Raw genomic sequence first — 23,961 nt, forward strand, 5'->3', positions numbered from 1 at the left:
GTTCTCACCAGGCATACGCTTCCGGCGCCTCGCCGCCGGGGCCGGGCCAGATGTCGTCGAGCGCATCGAGTATCTCGGGCGTCAGCTTGATCTCCAGGGCGCGGAGGCTGCCGTCCAGTTGCTCCGAGGTGCGCGGGCCGATGATCGGAGCCGTGACGGCGGGATTTTGGAGCAGCCAGGCGAGGGCGAGGTCAGCCGGTTTTTCCCCCAATTCGGCGCTGAACCGCTCATAACGTTCGATGCGGCCGCGATGCTTTTCCACGAGATTCCGCGTCTCTTCCGAACCGCGCCGGCCGCTGCTGACGCCGCCAGCCAAAGCGCCCCTCGCCAGGGGACTCCATGGAATGATGCCGATCCCCAGGGCTTTGGCGGCGGGAATCACCTCCAGTTCGACGGTGCGTTCCGCCAGGTTGTAGAGGCTTTGCTCGGAGACCAGACCGAGGAAATGCCGCGCCGTCGCCACGCCCTGGGCGTGGGCGAGTTGCCAGCCGGCAAAGTTGCTGCTGCCGACGTAGAGCACCTTGCCTTGCCGGACCAGGATTTCGAAGGCTTGCCAGATTTCCTCCCAGGGCGTGTCGCGGTCGATGTGATGCATCTGGTAAAGGTCGATGCGATCGGTCCGAAGACGCCGCAGGCTGTCCTCCACCGCCCGCCGGATATGGTAGGCGGAGAGGCGCTGATCGTTGGGGCCTTCGCCCATGCGGCCGTAGACCTTGGTCGCCAGCACGATGTTCTCTCGCCGGCCGCCGCCCTGGGCGAGCCAGCGGCCGACGATTTGCTCGGTGGCGCCTTCGCCGAGTTTCCAGCCGTAGACGTTGGCGGTATCGATGAAATTGATACCCAGTTCCAGCGCCCGGTCCAGAATGGCGAAGCTGTCGGCTTCGTCGGTCTGGGGACCGAAGTTCATGGTGCCGAGAGCCAGGCGGCTCACCTTGAGGCCGGTGCGGCCGAGTCGGGTGTATTGGATGGTCATGGCGATAGCGACGTGTAAGAAACCGAGAGGCGTTGGAGCAATCAGCGCGCCCGGAAATACGGGGTCGGCCAGTCGGCGTCCTCGCCGAGGGCGGCCGCGGCGTGCAAAGGCCAATGCGGGTCGCGCAGCAGTTCTCTGCCGAGGAGCACGGCGTCGGCGCTGCCCGACGCAATCACCGCTTCCGCCTGGTGCGGCTCGGTGATGAGTCCGACCGCGCCGGTGGCGATGCCCGTCCGTGCGCGGATCGCCTGGGCGAACGGCACCTGATAACCCGGCGCCGCCGGCGGAACGGCGTCCGGAAGCAGACCGCCGGAAGAGGCGTCCACCAGGTCCACGCCGAAATCCTTAAGCCGGTCGGCGAAGCGGATGGATTGGTCCAAATCCCAGCCGCCCTCGGCCCAATCGGTGGCGGAAATCCGAACGAACAAGGGCAGATGGTCCGGCCACGCAGCCCGAACCGCCGCTACCACTTCCAGCGGGAATCGCACCCGATTTTCGAAGCGTCCGCCGTAAAGATCGGTTCGCCGGTTGCTCAAAGGCGAGAGAAAAGAATGCAGCAAATAGCCGTGGGCGGCATGGATCTCGACCACTTCGAATCCGGCGGCCAGCGCGCGTTCGGCGGCCCTGGCGAAGTTCCCGACGATGTCGGCCAGGGCCGCTTCGTCCAATTCTCGCGGCGTCGGATGACCCGACGAGAAGGGCACGGCGCTCGCGCCGAAGATCGGCCAGCCGCCCCGCTCGGGTGGCAAGGGTTTTCCGCCGTTGGCCGGCACGTCGCAAGAGGCTTTGCGGCCGGCGTGAGCAAGCTGTATGCCCGCCACGGCGCCTTGGGCATGGATGAAGTCCGTCAGCCGACGCAGGGAAGGAATGTGATCGTCCGACCATAACCCTAGATCGGCCGGGCTGATACGGCCCTCGGGCGCGACCGCGGTGGCTTCCAGCAACACAAGACCAACCCCGGCTGCAGCTCGTGTGCCGTAGTGGACCAGGTGCCAGTCGCTGGCATGACCGTCCCTGGCGGCGTATTGGCACATGGGCGACAGGAAAACACGGTTGCGGAATTCGACGCCGCGCAGGGTCAGTCGGGAAAACAGCCGGGGCTGGATGACCGATTTCGGATCGGGAATCGCCATGGCCGTTCCCTCAAGCGACGGCCGCCGCCGGCACGGTCGATCGACCCGCCAGATACACGACCTGGTCCACGGCCTGTTCGATGCGGATCAGAATGGCCGGATTGGCGATCGTGTCGTAATCGGCAAAGTCCGATTCATTGGCGTAGATCCCAGTGGGAACGGTGTGGGCGCCGAAAAAGGCGAACAGCGGCCGGAGATGGTGCTCGATCACCAGCGCGTGCTGATCGCTGCCGCCTGTGGCCGCCAACAGGACCACCTTGCCGCGCAGAGCATCGCGATCGACCAGGTCGAAAACATGCTTGAACAGACCCGAATAGGCCCCTTTGTAAACCGGCGAGCCCACCACCAGCACGTCGGACGACTCGATTCGGTTGAGAAGGCTTCTGAGCTCGACGGGACCGTCCTTGCCGAGGCCTGCCGCCCACTGCAATGGCGCCGTTTCAGAGAGATCGGCGATATGAGCCCTGACCCCGAACCGCGTCTCCAATTGACGGACGATCGCCGCCACGAGCCCTTTGGTCCGCGAAGGGCTGCCCAGACTGCCCGATACGCCGGTAATTTTCATGTGCACGCTCCCAAGGTTGAATCGAAAAGAGTTGACGGACGATTTGAAGCATAAGGAGTGCCATCTCTGTTTCGCTGCCTACTTAGAGCATTTTCTAATCAGTTGTACGGCATTGCTGAATCGTCCCGGGTGCCCGCTGATTCGCACCCTCCCTGGTGCGAACCCAACGGGCGCGCTCCGCGCGCCCAAATTTGTTCCCGGCAAATTTGTCTTCTGGCAAGCAAAGACAAACTCGCCGGCGGGACGAGACCCGCTTCAAACTCACTTGCTGCCAAAGGCAGCTTCCTTCTCGAGCGTACATCAGCGATCAAAACGCACTAAAGGGCGAATGCCCAATCACTGTTGTTGGCGGAGCAGGACGTGATGACAGGCTGCCCGATCGACAGCAGAACGCGGCAGGGGCAGTGCGCGTGCCGGACGGCGGCCGCTGTCGCCGGCGCACCTTGGAGTCGATCCGACGAGGCTCGAGAAATCTTTCGACGGGACTGCCGTGATAGGCTCTTAAGGACGCTCTGAATAAGCCCTCTTCCTCTGGGAGAGGGTTGGGTGAGGGCATGTTAGATCAATCAGTTGTCTAGGTCGCTTCTCCGAATTGCAGACTGAAATCAGAGCTTCCTTACCGGTATCAGCAGTGCTGGCATGATTTCTGCGCAAAAATGTTGCCCGCCACGAGGCGGCGTTCTGTTCTTTCCGTAGGCATTCACTTCACACGGAGACGACGCGCGATGAAAACCCTGACTCTCGACACTCCGGCGCTGGCAAGGCAGTACGAGGATCTCAGTGACAAACAATACGAGCACGGCAAGCTTCTGATTCAGGCGCTTGATCTTGGACAGGGCTGGCGCGTGCTGGATGTAGGCTGCGGCACGGGCCGGCTTACCGAGTACGTCGCGAGCCTGGTGGGCAAAGCCGGGCATGTCGTGGGCATCGATCCGCTGCAAACGCGGATCGAGATCGCCCGCATCCGAGCCGCCGGCAATCTCTCGTTTCAGATCGGGCGCGCTGAGCGTCTGGATGGCTTCTTCGACAACAGCTTCGATGCGGTTTACCTGAACAGCGTGTTTCACTGGCTGCCGGAGAAACGGCAAAGCCTTGCCGAAACTTGCCGTGTGCTGAAGTCCGGCGGGCGGCTCGGCATCAGTACCGCTTCCAAAGAACGGCCTCACGAGCTGGACAGGATCGTGCGAACCGTGCTTAGGCGTCCGCCTTACGCTCCCTACCTGGATACCTCGGAGACGCCGCCGTACAAGGTGACCTCGGAGGAACTGTCGGCGCTGCTGGAGCAAGCCGGATTCCGGGTGATAACCATCGAGATTCGGAGTTTCACCGATTATTTCGACAGCCCGGGGACAGTGATCCATTTTTCCAATGCGAGTTCGTTCGGTCATTTTCTGAGCGGACTGCCGCTTCTTCTTCGTACCGCGGCCATTCGGGAGATCGAATTCGAGCTGGAAAAATATCGCCGTCCGGAGGGCATCGTGCTGACACGCAATCTGATCTTTGCCGTGGCGGAAAAGAAGTGAGCGGTAGGATGGCGTGTATCCATCCGTGACTCGCCTCGGGCAGGTATCCTCATAAAGACCTATCGTCATTTCGACAAAGCAAGGAGCGACATTCCATGAAATATTCTCCCCTGAGCCGTACCGGCCTGGACGTGAGCCGCATCTGTCTCGGCACCATGACCTTCGGCGAGCAGAACACCGAGAGGGACGGCCATGAACAATTGGACTTCGCGGTCGACGCCGGGATCAACTTCATCGACACGGCGGAGATGTACCCGGTGCCGCCGCGGGCGGAGACCTACGGCGCAACCGAACGCATCATCGGCTCTTGGCTCAAGCGGAGCGGAAAGCGCGACCGGGTGATTATCGCCACCAAGGCGGCCGGGCCGGCGAAGCTGCTGTCCCAAGCCGGCCATATCCGGGGCGGTGCGTCGCACTTCAACCGAAGGAATCTGGAAGAGGCGGTCAACGGCAGCCTGAAGAGACTGCAAACCGACTACATCGACCTCTATCAGCTCCACTGGCCGGATCGCAGTACGAACCATTTCGGCCGCCTGGGTTATACCCATGTAGCGGACGAAATCACCGTACCGATCGCGGAAACCCTGAAAGTGCTGGACGATCTGGTCAAGGCGGGCAAGATCCGCTATATCGGCGTGTCCAACGAAACTCCCTGGGGCGTGGCGCAGTTCCTGAAGCTCTCCGAGCGGGGCGTCGGCCCGCGCATCGCCAGCATTCAGAATCCCTACAATCTCTTGAACCGGACCTACGAAATCGGCCTCGCCGAGTTCTCCCACCGCGAGCATGTGAGCCTTCTCGCGTATTCGCCTCTGGGCTTCGGGGTGTTGTCCGGCAAATATCTGAACGGCGCGCGGCCCCGAGGCGCCCGTCTCAGTTTGTGGGAGCGGTTTTCGCGCTACAGCGGTCCGAACGCGGAAAAGGCCGTGGAGGCATATGTATCGCTGGCGCGGGAATATGATCTCGATCCGGCGAAGATGGCCTTGGCCTATGTCAATAGCCGGCCGTTCGTCACCAGCACCATCATCGGTGCCACCACGCTGGAACAGTTGCGTAGTAACATCGCCAGCATCGATCTGGAATTGCCTTTGGGCGTCCTCGAAGGCATCGAGGCGATTCACGCCAACTATCCGAATCCGGCGCCGTGACCGCGGCCGGGAAAAGGAAGGCGGCGCCAATCGGCTAAGGCGCCGCCGAAGGCTTGCTTGCGGTGCGACAGATACCCTAAAGCGTTTTCACCGCAGACGTACGTTTGAAAAGATAGCTGCCTTTGCCAGGCAGTGAGTTTGAATCAGGTCTCGCGCCACCGGCGACGCTCAGGCACGAGCCGTGGGGCGATTCAAGAGTGACATATGAGTGGTGACCATCCTTGGATTATTGAATCGAGACATATCGGCTGCCACTTGCTGCCCAAGCTTCTATCCCATGTAAGCTCGATACCATCAGTCTCCGATGCTCACGCCGCGGCTTGTCGCTCACTCGGAGCTTGCTCGGCCGCCAAGGCAGCTTGCACGGACGGACGCGCGTCGAAACGGTTGCCGAAGGCGGATAGATTGGGCAGCCGAGCCAGTAATTCCGGCCGGCTTCGCTTCAGCCAGGACCAAAATACGCCGAGATAGGCGTCGGCGATCGTGAAGCGTTCTCCGACGGCCCAGGTTTTCCCGTCCAGTTTTTCGTCCACGAACTCGAGTAAAGCGATTAATTGCTCCAACCCTTTGGCTCGTATGGCCTCGTGGGTGGAAGCATCGGGATGGAACAATTCCGGGCGGTTCACGGGACGAAAAGCACGGTGCAAGTCGGAATTGAGAAAGCCGATCCATTCCTGGATGCGGGCACGCTCCAGGGAACCCGCCGGTGCGAAAAGACCCGCCTCCGGTTTGAGATCGCCCAGGAAAGGCAGGATCGCGCCGTTTTCGGTGAGCACTTCGCCGGAATCCAGTTTCAGAGTCGGCACCCGGCCCAAAGGGTTAACCTCGAAGATCGGCGACCCGGGCGTGCGTAACGGAACCACGGCGAGATCGTGGGAAATGCCGAGTTCCTTGAGTACGACATGGGCTCCGAAGGAGCAGGCACCGGGTGCGACATAAAGCGTAGGCATGAATATTCTCCTGCTGGGTATGTGTTACGTGGAAAGGCGAAGATTCGTCCTGAGTCCTTGGCGCCCGCAATCCCTGCCGAAACGCACCTTATCTTCGCCTCAGCTGAAATGGAGCAGGGTTCATGCCATGGTCAACAAGGCCCAAGTCGTGGATTTTCGGTTGATCATTGATGGATAGTGCGCTTCCTGAGGCACCGGCTGCTGGCAGGTTGGTGGTGGGCGGACAGGGGGAGCGATCGGAAACGAAACGACGGCGGGACCACACCTAATCCGCATGGCGGAAGCGCCGCAATCGCCGGACCGCTTCCCGCAGGACGGCGTCGTCCTTCGCGAAACAGAACCGGATGAGATGCTCGCCCTTGCCGCCGCGATAAAACGCGCTCCCCGGCACGGCGGCCACCCCGGTTTGCTCCAGGAGGGAAAGTGCGCCGGCTTTTGCGTTCGGATAACCGAAGCGTCCGATGTCGGCCAGGACGTAGTACGCGCCGCTCGGGATCGACGGCTCGATTCCGGCCGCCGCCAATCCTTCGCACAAGATGTCGCGCTTTTGCTGGTAGATGATCCGGAGTTGGTCGAAATACTCGGGCGAGGCCTGCAATCCTTCGAGGACGCCGTATTGCAAGGGTGTGGGGGCGCAGACATAGGCGAGGTCGTTGACCAGGTTGATGGCGGCGGCCAAGGGTTCCGGTGCCACGGCGTAGCCCAGCCGCCAACCCGTGATGCTGAAGGTCTTGGAGAACCCAAAAATGCTGATGGTACGTTCCCGGAGGCTGCCGACGGCGGCCGGAGAGATGTGTCGCCGGCCGTCGTAAGTGATGTATTCGTAGATTTCGTCGGTGATGACTAACAGGTCGTGCTCGGCGGCGACGCGCTCCGCGCGGCGGATTTCCTCCTCGCTTAGCATTTTGCCGCTGGGATTCGAAGGTGTGCAGAGAACGATCGCCCGCGTGTTGGGACGCACGGCGGCGCGCAAAGCCGCTTCCTCCAGCTCGAACGCGGGCTCGCGGAGCGTCAGGAAGTGAGGGTCCAGCCCGCACAGGCGGATGGTGTTGAGATGGTAGCCGTAATAGGGTTCCGGAAGCAGGGTGCCGTCGCCAGGATTGAGCAGGGCGGTGAGAGCTGCGAAAAAAGCTCCGGTCGCACCGTGAGTGACGACGATTTCCCGCTCGGGATCGGCTTCGAAGCCGTTATCACGGAGGAGCTTGGCGGCGATGGCGCGGCGCAGATCGGCGATGCCTTCTGACTGGGAATAGCTATTGCGATTGGTCTGAATCGCCTCAAACGCGCCGTCCCGGACCGGGGCGGGAACCGGGAGATCGCCCAAACCCTGGCCGAGGTTGATGCCACCCACCCGCTCGCACTCGCGGGTCATGAGGCGAATATCGGAAGCCTGGAGGTCCGAGACGCGGCGGGAGAGCGGAAAATTCATGGCAGGCTCCGCTTATGGCGCCTCGGGCGCGACCACGCGATCGTCTCGATATCGATCGTAATTCTCGAAAGTGCTGAAAGAACGCGAGTCCATGCGGTCCAGGTACAGCCGGCCGTGCAGATGATCGATTTCGTGCTGGAGAATGCGTGCGTACCAGCCGCGGGCTTCGATAGTCCGTAGCTGGCCACGGTGATCCAGGCAGGTCACTCGCACCGACCGGGCCCGTTCGACCTTGGCCAGGAATCCGGTCACGCTTAGGCAGCCTTCGTAAAAGGTCGCCGTATCCTGGGAATATTCGACGATTTCCGGATTGACGATGACATGGAAGGGAATCGGCACTCGTTCCCGCACCGCGAGTTCTTCCTCGCTGAGTTTCCCGTTCTGGTATTCTTGCCGGTCCTCGATCACCGCCAGTTGCAGCGGCAGACCGACTTGGGGCGCGGCGAGGCCGACACCCGGTGCATCCCGTAGGGTTTCCCGCATGTGTTCGATCAAGTCCTGGATTTCCTTGCTCAGGATTTCTTCCGCGCTCAAAGGCCGGGCTCGCTGTCGCAACACGGGTTCGCCAGCCTGGACGATTTTCAGCCGTAGAGAGAGATTCGACATGGCGATCCCTCTCAGCGCAGTTTGAAGCCGAGGGCGTTCAGCGCTTCCTTGAGGCGGGCGCGGCTGGCGAGCTTTTCGGGACCGGACACGCGCCGGGCGGAATGCTCCGACCAGTCTCCGGGCGTCGCCATGTCTTGTTCGGCGTAGAACGCCGCCATAATCCGGTCGTAACGCCGAACGGCGTCGTCTTGGCTTTCCAGGGTATAGGTTTCCCGGTGCAGGACCGCGTCCTGAGGCAGGCGCGGTTTGATGGCCGGAGTCACCTGCGGGTCGGGGTGGCCGACCACCAGGCCGAAGACGGGAAACACGCTTTCCGGCAGATTCAGTTCGGCTGCGACCTGCTCCGGATGATTGCGCAGGGCTCCGATGTAGACCGTGCCGAGTCCCAGGGATTCCGCCGCGATCACGGCGTTCTGCGCGGCGAGCGCGGCGTCCACCGTGGCCATCACGAACATCTCGAAATAATCGAGCCCCTCGGCGGGAATGTCCCGCTGCGCGGCGACCCGGCGCAGCCGCGCGAGATCCGCCAGCCACGCCAAGAACAAGGGCGCCTGCCGGATATGGGCCTGGTCTCCGGCCAGAACCGAGAGTCGCTGCCGCCGTTCGGCGTCCTCGACCGCCACCGCGCTCCAGAGTTGCAGATTGGACGAACTGGCGGCCGATTGCGCCGCGGCTACCAGGGTTTCCAGGGTGCCGGGAGGTAGCGGTTTGGACGAATAGGCCCGCACCGAACGGTGCGACAACAGCCTCTCCAGAACGGGATTCCAGCTGATGTCGGGAACGGTCTCTTCACGACCGTAACGGGCTTTGAGCAGGTTCAAAGCTTCGCTCATGATGTGTCCTCGTCGGTTTCAAAAGGGCCGGCCTCCGGCGAGACTGATGCGTTTCATCACGCGCCGAAGCTCGGCAGGGAAAGCGGTCCGCGCGTGAGCCGTGGCTTGGTTGTCCCAGAACACGATGTCGCCCACGCTCCAGCGGTGGCGATAGGCGAAGCGAGGCTCCTTGAGATGCGCGCGCAATCGTTCGATCAGCGCGGCGCCTTTCTCGGGAGGCCAGCCTACCACTTCCACCTCGGTGTCGGTGCTCAGATAAAGGAGCTTTCGGCCGCTGTCCGGATGGGTGCGCACCAAAGGATGCGGGAAGGCCTCGCTGCTCGGCGGAGCGCTGGGGTCGAGCCGATATTTGGGACGCGGTTCGCCCGGCTTCCGCTTGAAAGGATTGTAGGTGATGAGTTGCAAGCCGTCGATCTCGCGCTTGGTGCTTTCATCCAAGGTATCGTAGGCCAAGGCCAGGTTGAACCAGGTGGTATCGCCACCGATATCGGGGACCTCTAGCGCGTAGAGCAAGGAAGCGCTGGACGGATAGGGCGTCCACTGATGGTCGATATGCGGGTGTAATTCACCGTTCCCGGTATAGCCGCCTTCGACGTTGGCGATGGGGACGATGTCAGGGGTTTTGCCTTCGGCGTCGGAAGCCAGAACCGGGATCTCTTTCGGCGGCACGAAAATGGCGCCGAAATAAGTGGCGAAGCGCAGGAATTCGTCGTCTGTCAGGGTCTGGCCCTGAAAGATCAGGATGTGATGGTCGATGATGGCCTGCTTGAGCCGGAATATGGTCAGGGGGTCGACCGGGCGGCTGGCGCCGATGCCGGTGACGAAGGCGCCGAGAGGGCCCCCGGTCGGCCGAATCGTGACGGATTGCTGGATCGAATATTGCCGATCGGTGTGCGCATGAAAATCGGGTGCGGTGGACATGGTTTGCTCCTGGGGTGAATGATGTACTCCTCGGCAAAAGGAACCTGCCCGAAGGCAGGTGTCGAGAGGAGGAGCCGCATGCGGGAAACGTCGGGCTTATCGGTGTGCCTGGAACGGATGATCGACTGAGCGCTTTCGCTCGATAACCTCGGAGATGCTGGGTTCGCCCTTCACGGCGCGCTTGATCGCCTCGCGGGTGGCGGCGTAGTTGTAGTCCTGGATCTTGTGGTCGTCCTCGGCCAGCCAATGGATGAACACTCCGACTGAAATGAAGAGGTCCTCGGCTTCGTTGGCGGGAATCGTGCCGTCTTCCACCGAATCGGCCACCGCCAGAGCGACGCCGCGCTGGGCCGGTCCGAACAACTGGGTCGCCTGCTTGCCGTTCTTGAGGGTGACCTTGTTGAACAGAATGGTGTGTGGTTTGACCGGGAGATTCGGCGCGACCACGGCCAGCAGGGTGGTGAAGCCGTCTTTGTTGTTGACCAGTGCGTTGGCGAAAGCGGACTCGGCGGCGCTGCCGCGCGGTCCCAGGATGAGATCGATATGGGCGATCTCGTCGCCTTCGCCGACCAGCGCTTCGCCGATCAAAAGCTTGTCGATTTTGCTCACGTCAAGTTCCTCGGATTGGAAAATAAAAGACGTCCGAGCGGCCGGTGCTCTCCGAAAACATGCCACTCGCGGAAATGTCGACGGACCGCGCGTGACCGGAGTACAACCGCCGGAGCCGCCCGGGCGGATAAGTATTCCCAATCAGAAACCATGCCAGCGCGGAAGTGCCTGAATCCTGGGGGGATTCTCGCCGTCCGCGGGCCGGCTGTGTTTACCTTTCAACAGCGCCTGTTTTGTCTTTGTTGGCGGGGCAGCAGAAGTTCGTACGGATACGGACCCCTACTAACGGTTCCGGGAAAAATCGGGCCCTTCGGCGAGTTCGGTGCGAACGGTTGTAATCGGACCAAATGATTCTGTTCGTGCTGCGCCTGTCGAAGCATGAACCTAAATCCGGTAGTTGCATACAACCTGAAACGCGCGAGGCCCTCATCCCCAGCCCTTCTCCCAGAGGGAGAAGGGCGTTTAGCTCGTAGGGTGCCGGACCAGGATGGTCCGGCATGAGCCGCACCGATGCACCGCGAATGATGCCTGTCCTGAGCCTTGTCGAAGGGCGGTTCACTTCGTTCACCACATCCTACGAGCTGTACTCAGGGCTCCGGGAAAAATTGCGCTTCGACGGGTTCGGCGCGAATGGTTCTGATCGGATCAATTGGTTCCATTCGTGCCGCGCCTGGAGAAGCATGAACGGAGTAGCTTTTTCGAGACGCCCATCAGATTTTTCACGTGTCGTGAGGCTGCCTCGATATTCTTCATTTTCTTCGCCGTTGATCGGTACACTCTTGCCTGTCGGTTGGCGCTAACTTTCTTCCTGCAATCAAAGGTAACCACGCCCATGAAAAGCATCGTCATGAATCAGACGCTATACGACTACCTGCTTTCGGTGTCGCTTCGCGAACCGGACGTGTTGAGAGCGCTGCGCGAGGAGGCGGCGACGCATCCCTATGGCGGCATGCAGATCGCGCCGGAACAGGGGCAGTTCATGGCGTTACTGGCGGAACTCGTCGGCGCGCGGAACGTGCTCGAAATCGGGGTGTTCACCGGATACAGTTCCACCCGTCTGGCTCTTGCCCTGCCGCCCGAGGGGCGCATTACGGCCTGTGATATCAACGAGGAATTTACGGCAACGGCGCGCCGTCATTGGCAGCGGGCCGGGGTTGAAGACAAGATCGATTTGCGGCTCGGCCCTGCGCTCGACACCCTGGACGGGCTCATCGCCGAGGGTCGTGGCGGTACTTACGACCTGGCCTTCATCGATGCCGACAAGGAGAACTACGACGGATATTACGAGCGGGCGTTACAACTCCTGCGCACGGGTGGGCTGGTGCTGATCGACAACGTCTTGTGGGGTGGTAAGGTCGCGGACCCGGCTGTGAACGATGCCGACACCGCCGCCATCCGGGCGCTGAATCAAAAACTTCACACCGATCCGCGCGTCTCGGTCAGTCTATTGCCCATCGCCGATGGTCTCATGCTGGCGCGGAAGCGCTGATGGCGGACGAGCTCACCCGTATCCCGATACGGCGTACGACGTTTAACGGTCCGGGGTAAATCGCAGGCTTTCGAAGGCCTTGGTCACCTCGTCCCAGGTTGCCGGGCTTGCGAACCGCGGCATCACTCGCACGGATCTTTCGTTGAAGAACATCTGAATCAACCTTCCGGGATCGTCGGGATGACGGCAAACGATGCCATGGTCGGAAAAGGCCAGTTCGGGCTCCCGGAGTTGCGCCCCGTTGCGGGCAATCTGTAAGGCCTCGTACTTGGCGCAGACCGCATCGTGAAAGCGGTGCGGCTCGGTGTCCAGTTGTACCAGGGCGAGAAGAGACGATCCGGCATAGAAGGCCGGCGGACCGCCCATGCGTTTCGCCAGGAACCGTTCGACTCCGGCGGCGAAATCCGAGTCGCTTTGGCGGGCAAGTTCCTCGGCGGGAAGCGTCCGGACGCCCAGCGAAGCCGTGATGACGGCGTCGGCCGGGCTACGTTGCGCGGTCTCCTCCGAGGCTTTCAGGAACACGATTTCGTCGTGCGTGCTTCTCACGATATACCAGCCGGTGGTTTGCGGAAACGAAGCGGCGAATCCCTGGCCGTCGATTCGTCCGTCCATCGTTTCGGCGGGCTTCAACGCCCGATAGCTCGCACACCCCAAGATCGTGGAAGCCATACCGGCAACAAGTAGAAATTTCGCGCTGATATGCATCCGTGCCTCCTTGCCGCGTAACAGCGACTATCTTTCCGCGCTTCTACTAAAAATCAGACTGGCGCGCCGGTTCGCGGTTCCTATTAACCCGGACAATCAATATCGGCCGGGTTAATCCGGGGCAGGGACGCCCCGGCGCGGCAACCAGCCGCGTGAGCCCAGGCCGGGCGTGTACCGGCCTAGGCGTCGGCCCGTAAATATCAGGAGGGTATTTACGGGCCTGATTAATAATCGGGCGAATCGGCCTGTCATTTCGGCAACAGGCCGTCAGCAGCCGCTGTTGCACCGCCAACAGTCCCAAGCTTTTATCTTCCTAGAGCGATTTCACTTTGTTTATACGGTATAACCGGCGTTGCGGAGGTCTTTACGCACGCGGACATCTTCCCGGCCCTGTTCGGCAGCGGCGTGCGGTGGGTTACGGCCTATCGGCCTAATTCCAAATCGCTTTCAATAAGGCATTAAGGCATTCATTTTTGTAGGGTGGGTTCGGCCGCGAGGCCGTAACCCACCGAGGGACCTCGAATCGGTGGGTTACGCTGCGTTAACCCACTCTACGATTAATGTTCACTCGAATGCCGAATGGAATAACCCGCCCTACCTAGCTTCCCGTTCCCTTTCACTAAAGGGAGTTCTGATGAAGTCTCCAGTGGGAAAAGCGATCTGTGCAACGGATTGATCTAAACGGCCCTCACCCAACCCAATCACTCCGCACTTTCCCTGTGCGGAGCCGCAAGCGGCGCTTACGCGTGCAAATCGGCAGTCCTGCCGATTTGTCCCAGCGGGAGAGGGCTTATTCAGAGCTTCCTTAAAGATGAAGACGCTCTAAAAACTTGCGTAAAGGCGCCGTTCCGCCTTTGGCACAGGCTGTGCATCCGATGGGAATCATCGACCATTTCGAGCTCTGACTCCTTGCCATAGAAACTCATGGAGCATTCCGGCACCTCTGCCTCCATCTCCCGCCGCGTGCGGAATTTCATGCTGCTGGCAGCCCTCAACGGCACGATCATCGGCCTGGTCGGCGTCGCCGCGCCGCTGTTCGCTTTGTCCCTAGACGCTTCGACCTTCGAAATCGGCATGGTGACAGGCGTCTTGCCCTTAGGGATCGGAATCATGAGCATTCCCATCGGCATGGCCATAGACCGCTTCGGCGGGAGGCGGGTGTTCGCGTTCGGTAGTGCGCTCGGAGGAATCGCTTTCCTGCTGGTTTCACGGGCCGCCAGCCCCGGTTGGCTGATCGCGGCCACAGTTCTCGCCAGTCCCGCCGTGCCCATGCATTTCCTTTCCATCCAGAGCGACTTCTTTCACTATCTGAACACGACGAGCAAGCGCAAGGCCGGATGGATTCGGGCCACGCAGATGGGGGGGGCGGTGGCGTTCGGGCCTTTGCTGGCGAGCGTCCTGATCGGTTTTCTCGATTATTCGACGCTTTACGTCCTGGTGGCCTTGTCTTTCGTCCTGATGCTGCCGCTTGGGGCCAAGGTGCTGACCGGGCACCGCGATGCCTTCGCGTGGCGTTCGTCTTCTCACGGGAAGCCGGTGCTCGAACAGCTCAAGGCGCTCTTCGGCCATCGGGAGATTGCGGAGACCAGTCTGATCGCCTTCGCCACCTTCGGCGCCTCCTCCTTCTACGGCGCCTTCATCCTGATCATCGCCATCGAACGGTTCGATCTCTCCGAGGCAGCGGCGGCGCCGCTGATTCTGGGGCAGGGCGTCAGCTACATCGCGGCTTTGCTCTTTCTGGGAGGCGCCCTGGAAACCTTGGGACGGCATGTTTACTACCGGGCGGCCTACGCGGTGGCCGTGTTGGGGCTGGTGCTGCTCGGGTTCGCCGAGAGGCTGCCGGCTCTTTGGATAGGCGCGGTTCTGTTGGGACTCGGTCTGGGCATGGTGGCGGTCGCCAATGTGGTCCGCCAGGCCGCCGTCAGCGATCTGCTCGGACGCGGCAACGTGGCCGGCGCCGGCAATCCGCCCGCGGCTCTCGGCGCCTGGGCCGGGGCGTTCGTCGGCGGCGCGCTGGGCGGCTGGATCGGCTTGCAGAACGTCTTCCTGGTGTTCATCGGCAGCTTCGCGGTGTTGTTCTGGTTCGAACTGCCGCGCCCAACCCGAGACAAGGTCCGCGCTTCGTTAGCCGGCCTCGCGGTATCCGTTCCGCTTGCTCGCCGTTTGGGCGTCCCGGCTGAAGGTGTGGAGAGGAGAGTGTCGGAATGAGCCTTCGCTCTTCGATCCCCGCCGCTAGTTTCGAACGCCGTTTCCCGATCGACGAGGGAGCGAACTTTTCATCCTAAAAACCGCAGTTGTCTTTCCGAAATGACCGCAATGCCCCATCAGCCGCCGCATTCCCTCACCCCAACCCCTCTCCCAGAGGGCGAGGGGCTCAACGCCCTTCTCCCTTTGGGAGAAGGGCTGGGGATGAGAGCCTGGCGCGGTTCAGGTGGTATCCAACGGCCGGATTTAGGTTCATCGTTTTCATCCACCCAAGGACACTTCCCGACATGAACAGACGCTCCGAACGCCGCGGGCTACTGCTCGCCGGCTTTTTCGTTCTGCATACCGTCGCCGCGCAGGAGACGCTGCCGAAACCCGATCCGGGCTTCCAGGGCACGATCGGCGAGACCCGCAAGGATTCGGTGCCGGCCTGGCCGGCGCAACCGGTAGCGCCGAAAGGCGCGCCCAACGTGGTACTGATCCTGCTGGATGACGCCGGTTTCGGTGCCGCTGCCACCTTCGGCGGTCCCGCCGCGACACCCGACCTCGACCGGCTCGCCTCGGAAGGGTTGCGCTACAACCGTTTCCATACCACGGCCCTATGCTCGCCGACTCGCGCCTCGCTCCTAACCGGGCGCAACCATCACCAGGCCGGCTTCGGCGTCGTGATCGAGACCGCTCGCGGCTATCCCGGCTACAACGGCTACTGGCGCAAGGATACGGTATCGGTGGCCGAAGTCTTGCGCCGCAACGGCTACAGCACCGCCGCGTTCGGCAAATGGCACAACACGCCCGCCGCCGAAGTCACGCCGGTAGGTCCCTACGACCGCTGGCCGACCCATTTAGGCTTCGAATACTTTTACGGATTCCAGGGCGGTGAAACCAACCAGTGGGAGCCGCAGTTGTACCGTAACACCGAAGCGGTGGAGCCGCGGAAAACGCCGGAACAAGGCTATCACCTGACCGCCGATCTGGCGGACGAAGCCATCGGCTGGCTTCGCAAACAGCGCTCCCTGGCGCCGAACAAGCCGTTCTTTCTCTACTTCGCGACCGGCGCTACCCATGCCCCTTTGCACGTGCCCAAAGAATGGATCGATAAATACCGGGGGCGGTTCGACCAGGGTTGGGACAAGCTACGCGAAGAGATCTTCGAGCGGCAGAAGCGCTTGGGTGTGATCCCGGCGAATGCCGAACTGACCCCCAGGCCCAAGGAGCTACCCGCTTGGGATTCCCTGAGTCCTGATCAGAAACGCTTGTACGCGCGGCAGATGGAAGTCTATGCGGCTTTCCTGTCCCATACCGACTACGAAGTGGGGCGGCTTCTCGGCACCGTACGGCAGACCGGACAGTGGGACAACACCTTGGTGCTCTATGTCGTCGGCGACAACGGCGGCAGCGCCGAGGGCACGCTGGACGGTTCGATACGCAATATCGCCAGTTTCTTCGGAACCCGCGACGACGTGGCGACCCAATTGGCGCATATCGACGAGCTAGGCAGCCCCTTGCACGACAACCATTACGCGGTTCCCTGGGCCTGGGCCACCAACTCGCCTTTCCAATGGACCAAGCAAGTGGCCTCTCATTTCGGCGGCACCCGCAATCCCCTGGTGGTCTCTTGGCCGGCGCGCATCAAACAGCCGGGCGGGCTGCGCAGCCAATTCCACCATGTCAACGACGTGGCACCGACCATTTACGAAGCCGCGGGCATCACGTTTCCGGAAACGGTCGACAGCGTCGCCCAGATTCCTTTGGAAGGCAAGAGCTTGCTGTACAGCTTCAACGACCCCAATGCCCCTGACACTCATACGGTTCAATATTTCGAAATGTTCGGTAACCGCGCCGTCTACAAGGACGGTTGGCTGGCCGGGGCGCGTCACGGATTGCCCTGGGAGTTGCAGGGGCGCAAGGACGATTTCGAGAACGACCGCTGGGAGCTGTACCACGTCGCCGAGGATTTCAGTCAGGCCCATGATCTGGCCGCGCAATACCCGGACAAGTTGAAAGAGTTGCAGGCGGAATTCGACAAGGAAGCCTGGCGCAACAACGTTTATCCGCTCAGCGCGGGGCTGCTCGACAATCTGCACGGCGGAGACGGACCGTCTCTCGCTAAGGGCAGGACCTCGTTCACCTACACGGTAGGTTCGGTGCGCATCCCCGACACCAGTGCTCCCAGGCTTGAAGGTCGCGCCCATCGTATCGTGGCGACGGTGGACATCCCGCCGGCCGGGGCGGAAGGCGTCCTGGTCGCTCACGGCGGCCGGTTCGGCGGCTACAGCCTGTATCTCAAGGACGGTCGCCTGGTGTACGAGACCAACACCTTGGGACGCAACCGGCACGTGCTGACCTCGACCGTACCGGTGCCGGCCGGCCGCGTGGAGCTGGGCTTCGAGTTCCAACCCGACGGAAACAGCGGCAAATCCGGCATCGGCCGGCTCTTCGTCAACGGACAGTCGGCGGGGGAGGCGCATTTGGCCGGCATCGGATCGCTACGGGCCGCGCTCACCGAGACCTTCGACGTGGGCGAGGAACGAGGCTCGGTCGTTTCGAACGCCTATGCCGCGCCTTATCGATTCACCGGAACGCTGGAAAAGCTGACGGCGGACTTGCAATAACTAGAGAGATTTTGCGGATGAAACCATTCTTGCTTCTCCTCACCCTCGTCCTGGCGTGGCTACCCGTCCACGCCGCGGAGACCGAAAAGCCTAAGACCATCAACATCGGCGTGGCGGCTACGGGTGTCGGCGGCCGGCCTTTCGTGGGCGGCGGGGCGTTTTCCGTGGCCCATGTCAAACGCTATCTGGAACAGGAATTCGAGAAGGACGGCATCGAAGTGAAGTGGCATTTCTTCAAGAATGCCGGTCCGGCGGTGAACGAAGCCTATTCCAGCGGGCAGCTCGATTTCGCCTGGCAGGGCGATCTGCCCCAGCTCATCGGCCGGGCCGGGGGACTCAAGGTCAAGTACATTCTGGGCGGCGGGCGGCGCGGCAACCTTTATCTGGCCGCGCGCAAGGATTCGACCGCTAACGGAATCGAGGACATCAAGGGCCGCAAGCTGGGGCTCCACAAGGGTACCTGCTTGCAACTCGGCGTTGCCCGCTTGCTGGGGGATCACGGCATCAAAGAGAAAGACCTCAAGGTCTACAACATGGATTATCTGACCTCGGCCACCGCGCTCGGCAATGGCGAATTGGAGCTGACTTTCGGTCTCTACAACCTCTACTACCTTCGCGACCAGGGCCTCGCCAAGCTGATCTACGGCGGCAAGGACGACGGCGGGAAATACGGCTGCGCTGGCGGCTACACCGTGGCCGAGGCCTTCGCCGACCAGTACCCGGACATTACCCAGCGGGTGGTGAATGCTCTGGTCAGGGCCAATTACTGGACGGTGCAGGAGGAGAACCGCGACGAGGTCTACGAGATCTGGGCGAAGTCGGGCATTCCCTTGCAGCACTTCCGGGAGGACTGGGACGGCCAGAACTGGACGCAGAAGCTTTCGCCGCTGATCGACGACTATCTGGTGCACAGCTACCGGGTATCCTTCGAGGACGCCAAGAAGTTTGGCCTGGTGCGCGGCAAGTTTGATTTGGAGCGCTATTTCGATCGCCGTTATCTCGACAAGGCGCTTTCCGAACTGCAACTACAGGGTTACTGGAAAGAGGAAGATCCGTCCGGAAAACCGAAATCATGAGATTTCCGGTGCGCCCGGAATGGGGGTGCTTGCTGCTCGCGTTCTTCCTAACTCCGGTTCTGGTCGCGGCGGAGGAAGCCGGCTATGTCGGCGGCGCGGCCTGCGGAGGCTGCCACGCCGAACAGGCGAAAGCCTGGGCCGGGTCGCACCACGACCTGGCCATGCAGCCGGCGACGCCCGCAACGGTATTGGGCGATTTCCGCGGCGTCCGCTTCGATTATTTCGGCGTGACGTCCCGATTTTTCCGCCGCGGCGACCGCTTCCTGGTCAACACCGACGGCCCTGACGGCAAGTTCGCCGATTTCGAGATCAAGTACACCTTCGGCGTATATCCGCTACAGCAATACCTGATCGAGTTCCCGGACGGCAGGCTGCAAGCCTTGGGCATTGCCTGGGACAGCCGTCCCAAAACTCGGGGTGGGCAGCGTTGGTATCACCTGTATCCCAAGGAAAGGATAGGCCCCAGCGATCCCTTGCACTGGACCGGCCCGCTGCAGAATTGGAACCACATGTGCGCCGACTGCCACTCCACGAATTTCCGCAAGAACTACGATCTTCGAACCGACCGATTCGGTTCGGCCTGGACGGACATCGACGTGTCCTGCGAAGCCTGTCATGGTCCCGGGTCGCGACATGTCGCCTGGGCCGAGGGCAAGACGGAACACTCGGCCGACCGTGGTCTCGACGTCCGTTTTCGGCCCCGTCGGGAGAGAGCCTGGGCGTTTTCCGCCGATGCTTCCATCGCTCGCTTGTCCGATGCCACGAATACCGGGCCGGAAATCGAAACCTGCGCCCGCTGCCATGCGCGGCGCGAACAGATCCAGGAAAGCCCCGTTCACGGCGGACAGCTGCTGGACGGCTTCGTTCCCTCGCTGCTGACCGAGGGGCTGTACCACCTAGACGGGCAGATGCAGGACGAGGTGTACAACTACGGCTCGTTTCTGCAAAGCAAGATGTATCGTCAGGGGGTTATCTGCAGCGACTGCCACGATCCTCACAGTCTGAAGCTTCGGGCCCCGGGGAACGGCGTCTGCGTGCAATGCCATAAGGCGGAAAAGTACGATTCGCCCTCCCATCATTTCCACAAAACGGGTTCGGAAGGTGCGCACTGTGCCGCGTGCCACATGCCGACAGCCACCTACATGGGTGTCGATCGGCGCCATGACCATGGTTTCCGCATTCCGCGGCCCGATCTTACGGTCGAGCTGGGCGTGCCGAATGCGTGCAACCGCTGCCATACCCGGGAAAAACCGTCCTGGGCGGCGGCTAAGCTCAAGCGCTGGTGTGGCCGTAAGCCGCGCATCGACGAAGATTTCGCCAAAGTCTTCGCTGCGGCGAGGCAGGGCAGGGCGAGTGCAGAAGAGGGCCTCGTCCAGCTTGCCATGAACACGGCCCAGGCGGGAATCGTTCGAGCTACGGCGTTGTTCGAACTCGGGCCTTATCTGAGCGGCAAGACCTTGCCGGTAGTAGAGCAGGGGCTAGGCGATCCGGATCCCTTGGTCAGATTAGGCGCCGTCGAAGCCTTGAGCGAGACCGATCCCGCCGTGCGTCTGCCGCTCTTGTCTCCCTTGCTGAACGATCCGCTTCGGGCGGTCCGTATCCGAGCGGCGCGGGCGTTGACACCGCTCGCTTCGCAAGTATTGCCCGCGGAGCGACGCACGGCCATCGAGCGCGGACTGGATGAATACATCGCTGCCCAAAAGGTCAATGCCGATCGTCCGGAATCTTGGATGAACGTGGGTCTCGCGTACGCGGAATGGGGACGGCGCGAGGACGCGGAAGCGGCTTATCGGACCGCCATGAAACTGCGCCCGGATTTCGTGGCGGCCTACGTCAACCTGGCCGACCTGTATCGCGTTCAAGGCCGGGAGGCGGAAGGCGAACGCCTTCTTAGGGAGGCATTGAAGATCGACCCGCGCAACCCTGAAAGCCACCACGCCCTGGGGCTTCTGCTGGTACGCCACAAGCGTTCGGCGGAGGCGCTTGAACATCTGGAACGGGCGGCGGTGCTGAATCCCGAAAATTCACGCTTCGCCTACGTCTATGCTGTCGCCCTCGAGGCGACCGGTGCGACCGGCAAAGCCGTCGCGGTATTGGAAAGCCACGATCGCCGCCGTCCCGACGATCGGGAGATCCTTCACGCCCTGGCGCGGTTCAATCGGGAACTCGGCCGGTTTCCGGCTGCCGCGGATTATGCGAAACGTTTTCTGGAACTGGCGCCCGACGATCCCCGTGGTGCGGTACTGCGGGACGGACTCGGAACGCCGAATTGGTAATCCTGGAGGCATTCTCCGTAAAGATACCCGCGAGGCCATTCGGTCGCGCGGCAAGGATGATTCAGGATGGAGACGTGACACCAGCAACCGATGAATAGGTGAATACGTATATGCAAAAACGTTATTTATAAAAACATATTTATGCCTTTTAGATATATTGTGATACTTGCTATAGTACGAACACGTTCAACAAACGCCAAAGTGCATCCACTGCGGTCGAGCAGGAAGCCGCGCGCAGGGTTTGTTTCAAATTAAGAGGAGAAGTGAAGCATCATGGAAACGTCTTATCCCGACCGATCGACCGAATTGCTTGAGGGAAGCCGGCCTTCGCCCGTGCTGAGCTTTTCCGAGCCGCGCTCGCTCACCCTTTCCGTTCGCGCCAGCGCGCTGGTCTTCGAGGACCCGGCCTCCCGGCAGTTGCTGGAGCACATCGAACGCATCGCGCCCAGCGATGCCACCGTCCTCATCATCGGCGAAACCGGCACCGGCAAGGAACTGATCGCCCGACACATCCATGCGCTCAGCGCGCGCCGGAACGGCCCTTTCGGCGCCTTGAATTGCGCCGCCCTGAGCGAAACCTTGATCGAGAGCGAGCTGTTCGGGCATGAAAAAGGCGCTTTCACCGGCGCCTTGAGCAGCAAGGACGGGTGGTTCGAAACCGCTCACAACGGCACTCTGTTCCTGGACGAAGTCGGCGATCTGCCCCTGGGGCTGCAGGCGAAGCTGTTGCGTGTGCTGCAGGAACGCGAGGTGGTGAAGGTCGGGGCGCGGCGGGCGACGCCGGTGAATGTGCGAGTGATCGCGGCCACCAACGTCAACCTGGAAGAGGCGGTGGAAGCCGGCCGCTTCAGGGCCGATCTGTACTATCGCTTCAACGTCGCCATGGTGCAGCTCGTGCCTCTAAGGGATCGGCCCGGGGACATCCTGCCCTTGGCCCGTCACTTCCTGAAATTATACGGCGAGCGCCTGGGCTACAAGGATGCCCGGCTGACCTCCGAGGCGGAGCGGTTTTTGTTGAACTACGATTGGCCGGGCAATATCCGGGAGTTGGAGAATGCAATCCATAGAGCCCTGCTGGTCTGCCCGGGCGACCGTCTCCGTCCCGAGGATTTCAAGCTTTCGGGGCTGCGGCCGCAGGCACCGGCGGCGTCCGTCTCGACTGCATCCACCGCCTCCCTGGAGACCGCCGTGCGTCAGTTGTGCGAGCGCGCGCCGCCGAACTTGTTCGAGTTGATCGAAGCCACGGTTCTGCGTACGGCGCTCGAATTCTGCGAACAGAACCAGGTCCAGACCGCCCGGCTGCTGGCGATCAGCCGCAATGTGCTGCGCCACCGCATGGCCTTGTACGGTCTGTTGCCGAACAGCCAAGGCGAAAAGGTAAATGCCGCCGGTTCCGCTTACGCGCCCGCACGGCCGTCCCATTCACCTGCGCAGGGCTGCTGCGACTGAACGGGCAAAGGATTGCGCTCGGGCTGTGCCGCGCAGGCAAGTTGAGCAACGAACTCATGGTCAGGGTTGAGCGAGTGGCCGAAGGCCTGGCTTTCGTTTGCTCCGTCGCTGGCCGTATAGCGTTCGAATCGTTCCAAGGAAACTCGTTTGTCCCGGTCGCGAGACTTCATTTCATGAAGTCCGGTCCATCGTCGTGACCACCTCGCGCTACGGCTCGTCGTCCGTAAGAACCCTTCGCACGGAAGCTCGCGCCTGACTCGAAACGTTTCGGCTCAAACGGCCGTATGTTGCACATGAGACAACAGCGTGCTGCTGGTCTGTTGTCTATTGATCAGCTGGCAAGGGTTTCGTCTGGAACCGTTTTCCTTCGCGCCGATAGTCCCGCCTGTGGAATGGGCGCATTGCCTCGTCCTCTCGGCGTTGTCTTCCGTGGTCGCGAAGGCGACGGGCGATGGCATGTACTCTGCTAAATGGTAAGCGTTGTTGCTGCACGGCTGATCCGGCTCTTGAGCAGGGTAGGGCGGGCCGATCCGGAGCCGAATCGATAAACAGAATCCGTTGAACACCGCTATCCACCAAGGAGAAACACATGAGCGCTTTGAGCTTGACTTTCGATACGCAGCGTCTTGCTGAAAAGTACGAGGAACTGAGCAGTGATCGTCAATTCAAGCAGGGCAAATGGCTGATCGAGGAATTGAACCTCGTCCCGGAGGAGCGGGTCCTTGACGTCGGCTGCGGAACCGGCTTATTGGCGGAGCATGTGGCGGATATCGTTGGGCCTTCGGGGTTCGTGGTGGGGGTCGATCCCTTGCCGCTCCGCATCGCCATTGCCAATCGCAAGGCGAAATCCAATCTGGTTTTCCGGGTCGGCAATGCCTACGATTTGACCGAGTTCGGCGAAAACAGCTTTGATGCGGTCTATCTGAACGCGGTTTTTCATTGGCTTGCGGAGAAGGAAGAGCCTTTGCAGCACATTCGAAGGGTGCTGAAGTCGGGCGGGCGGCTCGGGCTGACCACGGGTTCGAAGGAACATCCCAACCGGCTCTTGCAGATCCGACGGGAGATTCTGTCCAAAGAGCCTTACAACGCTTTTCCCGAATCCCGGTCAGGCTATCCGCACTGGGTGAGCGTAGCGGAACTGGTTTGGCTGCTGGATCGCAACGGGTTCTCAATCAGCAAAGTAGAGGTGCTGGAGAACGTCATCCATCACGCGAATGCGGACGCCGCCATCGATTTTTCACAGGCCAGTTCCTTCGGCAATTTTCTCGGTCACCTGCCGGACGAGCTGCGGAAATCAGCCATTGCCGAGATCAAGCAGGCGCTGGAGGCGTTGCGGACATCCGACGGTATTCGTCTGGAAGGCCGCCGTATCGTGGCGGTGGCGGTAAGGAAATGATGTCTCCGTCCGGCCCGGGAAAGGCACGGGAAGTTTCAAGTTGCCGATGCGACCGCGCGTAGCCGA

19 protein-coding genes are annotated in these 23,961 nt (G+C 61.5%); 9 read left to right on the top strand and 10 right to left on the bottom strand.

Translation table 11 applies throughout. The features are described 5' to 3' along the window. Positions 1-4 precede the first annotated feature (4 nt). The 3 genes from sS8_RS24795 to sS8_RS24805 are packed head-to-tail and all read right to left on the bottom strand — an operon-like array spanning position 5 to position 2,671. Positions 5-973, bottom strand: coding sequence for an aldo/keto reductase (locus sS8_RS24795; RefSeq protein WP_232020425.1), 969 nt, complete (start codon positions 971-973; stop codon positions 5-7). A gap of 41 nt (positions 974-1,014) precedes the next feature. Then, complete coding sequence (locus sS8_RS24800) at positions 1,015-2,106, bottom strand: NADH:flavin oxidoreductase/NADH oxidase (protein ID WP_119632101.1); 1,092 nt, start codon at positions 2,104-2,106, stop codon at positions 1,015-1,017. Positions 2,107-2,116: 10 nt separating this feature from the next. Continuing rightward, positions 2,117-2,671, bottom strand: a complete 555-nt coding sequence (locus sS8_RS24805) for an NAD(P)H-dependent oxidoreductase (RefSeq protein ID WP_119632102.1) — start codon at positions 2,669-2,671, stop codon at positions 2,117-2,119. 725 nt (positions 2,672-3,396) lie between these two features. Here sS8_RS24805 and sS8_RS24810 point away from each other — a divergent pair. Both sS8_RS24810 and sS8_RS24815 read left to right on the top strand, forming a co-directional pair. Further along, positions 3,397-4,194 carry a class I SAM-dependent methyltransferase gene (locus sS8_RS24810; RefSeq protein WP_119632103.1) on the top strand — a complete coding sequence of 266 codons (798 nt, stop codon included), beginning with the start codon at positions 3,397-3,399 and terminating at the stop codon, positions 4,192-4,194. A gap of 95 nt (positions 4,195-4,289) precedes the next feature. Then, positions 4,290-5,339: an NADP(H)-dependent aldo-keto reductase gene (locus sS8_RS24815; protein ID WP_119632104.1), complete on the top strand. Its 1,050-nt coding sequence runs from the start codon at positions 4,290-4,292 to the stop codon at positions 5,337-5,339. 308 nt (positions 5,340-5,647) lie between these two features. Here sS8_RS24815 and sS8_RS24820 read toward each other — a convergent pair whose 3' ends face one another. The 6 genes from sS8_RS24820 to fae form a co-directional block, all read right to left on the bottom strand. Continuing rightward, on the bottom strand, positions 5,648-6,289 hold the full coding sequence (locus sS8_RS24820) for a glutathione binding-like protein (protein WP_119632105.1): 642 nt from the start codon (positions 6,287-6,289) through the stop codon (positions 5,648-5,650). Between the two features lie 265 nt (positions 6,290-6,554). Further along, positions 6,555-7,718 carry a pyridoxal phosphate-dependent aminotransferase gene (locus sS8_RS24825; protein WP_119632106.1) on the bottom strand — a complete coding sequence of 388 codons (1,164 nt, stop codon included), beginning with the start codon at positions 7,716-7,718 and terminating at the stop codon, positions 6,555-6,557. Positions 7,719-7,730: 12 nt separating this feature from the next. After that, entirely contained in the window at positions 7,731-8,324 is a 594-nt protein-coding gene (gene def, locus sS8_RS24830) for a peptide deformylase (RefSeq protein WP_119632107.1), read from the bottom strand. A gap of 11 nt (positions 8,325-8,335) precedes the next feature. After that, positions 8,336-9,157 carry an NADPH-dependent oxidoreductase gene (locus sS8_RS24835; protein ID WP_119632108.1) on the bottom strand — a complete coding sequence of 274 codons (822 nt, stop codon included), beginning with the start codon at positions 9,155-9,157 and terminating at the stop codon, positions 8,336-8,338. 18 nt (positions 9,158-9,175) lie between these two features. Then, on the bottom strand, positions 9,176-10,078 hold the full coding sequence (locus sS8_RS24840; RefSeq protein ID WP_119632109.1) for a TauD/TfdA dioxygenase family protein: 903 nt from the start codon (positions 10,076-10,078) through the stop codon (positions 9,176-9,178). Between the two features lie 96 nt (positions 10,079-10,174). Then, a complete protein-coding gene (gene fae / locus sS8_RS24845; RefSeq protein ID WP_119632110.1) occupies positions 10,175-10,687 on the bottom strand; it encodes a formaldehyde-activating enzyme in 513 nt (170 codons plus the stop codon). An 832-nt stretch (positions 10,688-11,519) separates the two neighbouring features. Here fae and sS8_RS24850 point away from each other — a divergent pair. After that, a complete protein-coding gene (locus sS8_RS24850) occupies positions 11,520-12,176 on the top strand; it encodes an O-methyltransferase (protein ID WP_119632111.1) in 657 nt (218 codons plus the stop codon). Positions 12,177-12,218: 42 nt separating this feature from the next. Here sS8_RS24850 and sS8_RS24855 read toward each other — a convergent pair whose 3' ends face one another. Then, positions 12,219-12,845: a hypothetical protein gene (locus tag sS8_RS24855; RefSeq protein WP_119632112.1), complete on the bottom strand. Its 627-nt coding sequence runs from the start codon at positions 12,843-12,845 to the stop codon at positions 12,219-12,221. Between the two features lie 960 nt (positions 12,846-13,805). On the opposite strand from sS8_RS24855, the gene sS8_RS24860 reads away from it, so the two are divergent. From sS8_RS24860 to sS8_RS24885, 6 genes are all read left to right on the top strand, one after another. Beyond that, complete coding sequence (locus sS8_RS24860) at positions 13,806-15,089, top strand: MFS transporter (RefSeq protein WP_119632113.1); 1,284 nt, start codon at positions 13,806-13,808, stop codon at positions 15,087-15,089. A gap of 284 nt (positions 15,090-15,373) precedes the next feature. Next, the gene (locus sS8_RS24865; protein ID WP_119632114.1) at positions 15,374-17,698 is read left to right on the top strand and encodes an arylsulfatase; all 2,325 of its coding nucleotides are present in this window, start codon (positions 15,374-15,376) and stop codon (positions 17,696-17,698) included. Positions 17,699-17,715: 17 nt separating this feature from the next. Beyond that, on the top strand, positions 17,716-18,774 hold the full coding sequence (locus sS8_RS24870; protein WP_036269085.1) for an ABC transporter substrate-binding protein: 1,059 nt from the start codon (positions 17,716-17,718) through the stop codon (positions 18,772-18,774). Further along, on the top strand, positions 18,771-21,050 hold the full coding sequence (locus sS8_RS24875; RefSeq protein ID WP_119632115.1) for a tetratricopeptide repeat protein: 2,280 nt from the start codon (positions 18,771-18,773) through the stop codon (positions 21,048-21,050). The genes sS8_RS24870 and sS8_RS24875 overlap by 4 nt, the downstream gene beginning before the upstream one ends. 273 nt (positions 21,051-21,323) lie before the next feature. Then, the gene (locus tag sS8_RS24880) at positions 21,324-22,499 is read left to right on the top strand and encodes a sigma-54 interaction domain-containing protein (protein ID WP_119632116.1); all 1,176 of its coding nucleotides are present in this window, start codon (positions 21,324-21,326) and stop codon (positions 22,497-22,499) included. A 589-nt stretch (positions 22,500-23,088) separates the two neighbouring features. Beyond that, the gene (locus sS8_RS24885) at positions 23,089-23,895 is read left to right on the top strand and encodes a class I SAM-dependent methyltransferase (protein WP_119632117.1); all 807 of its coding nucleotides are present in this window, start codon (positions 23,089-23,091) and stop codon (positions 23,893-23,895) included. The last annotated feature ends 66 nt before the right edge of the window (positions 23,896-23,961 follow it).

It is taken from the genome of Methylocaldum marinum (genome assembly GCF_003584645.1).
GTDB classification, from domain to species: domain Bacteria; phylum Pseudomonadota; class Gammaproteobacteria; order Methylococcales; family Methylococcaceae; genus Methylocaldum; species Methylocaldum marinum.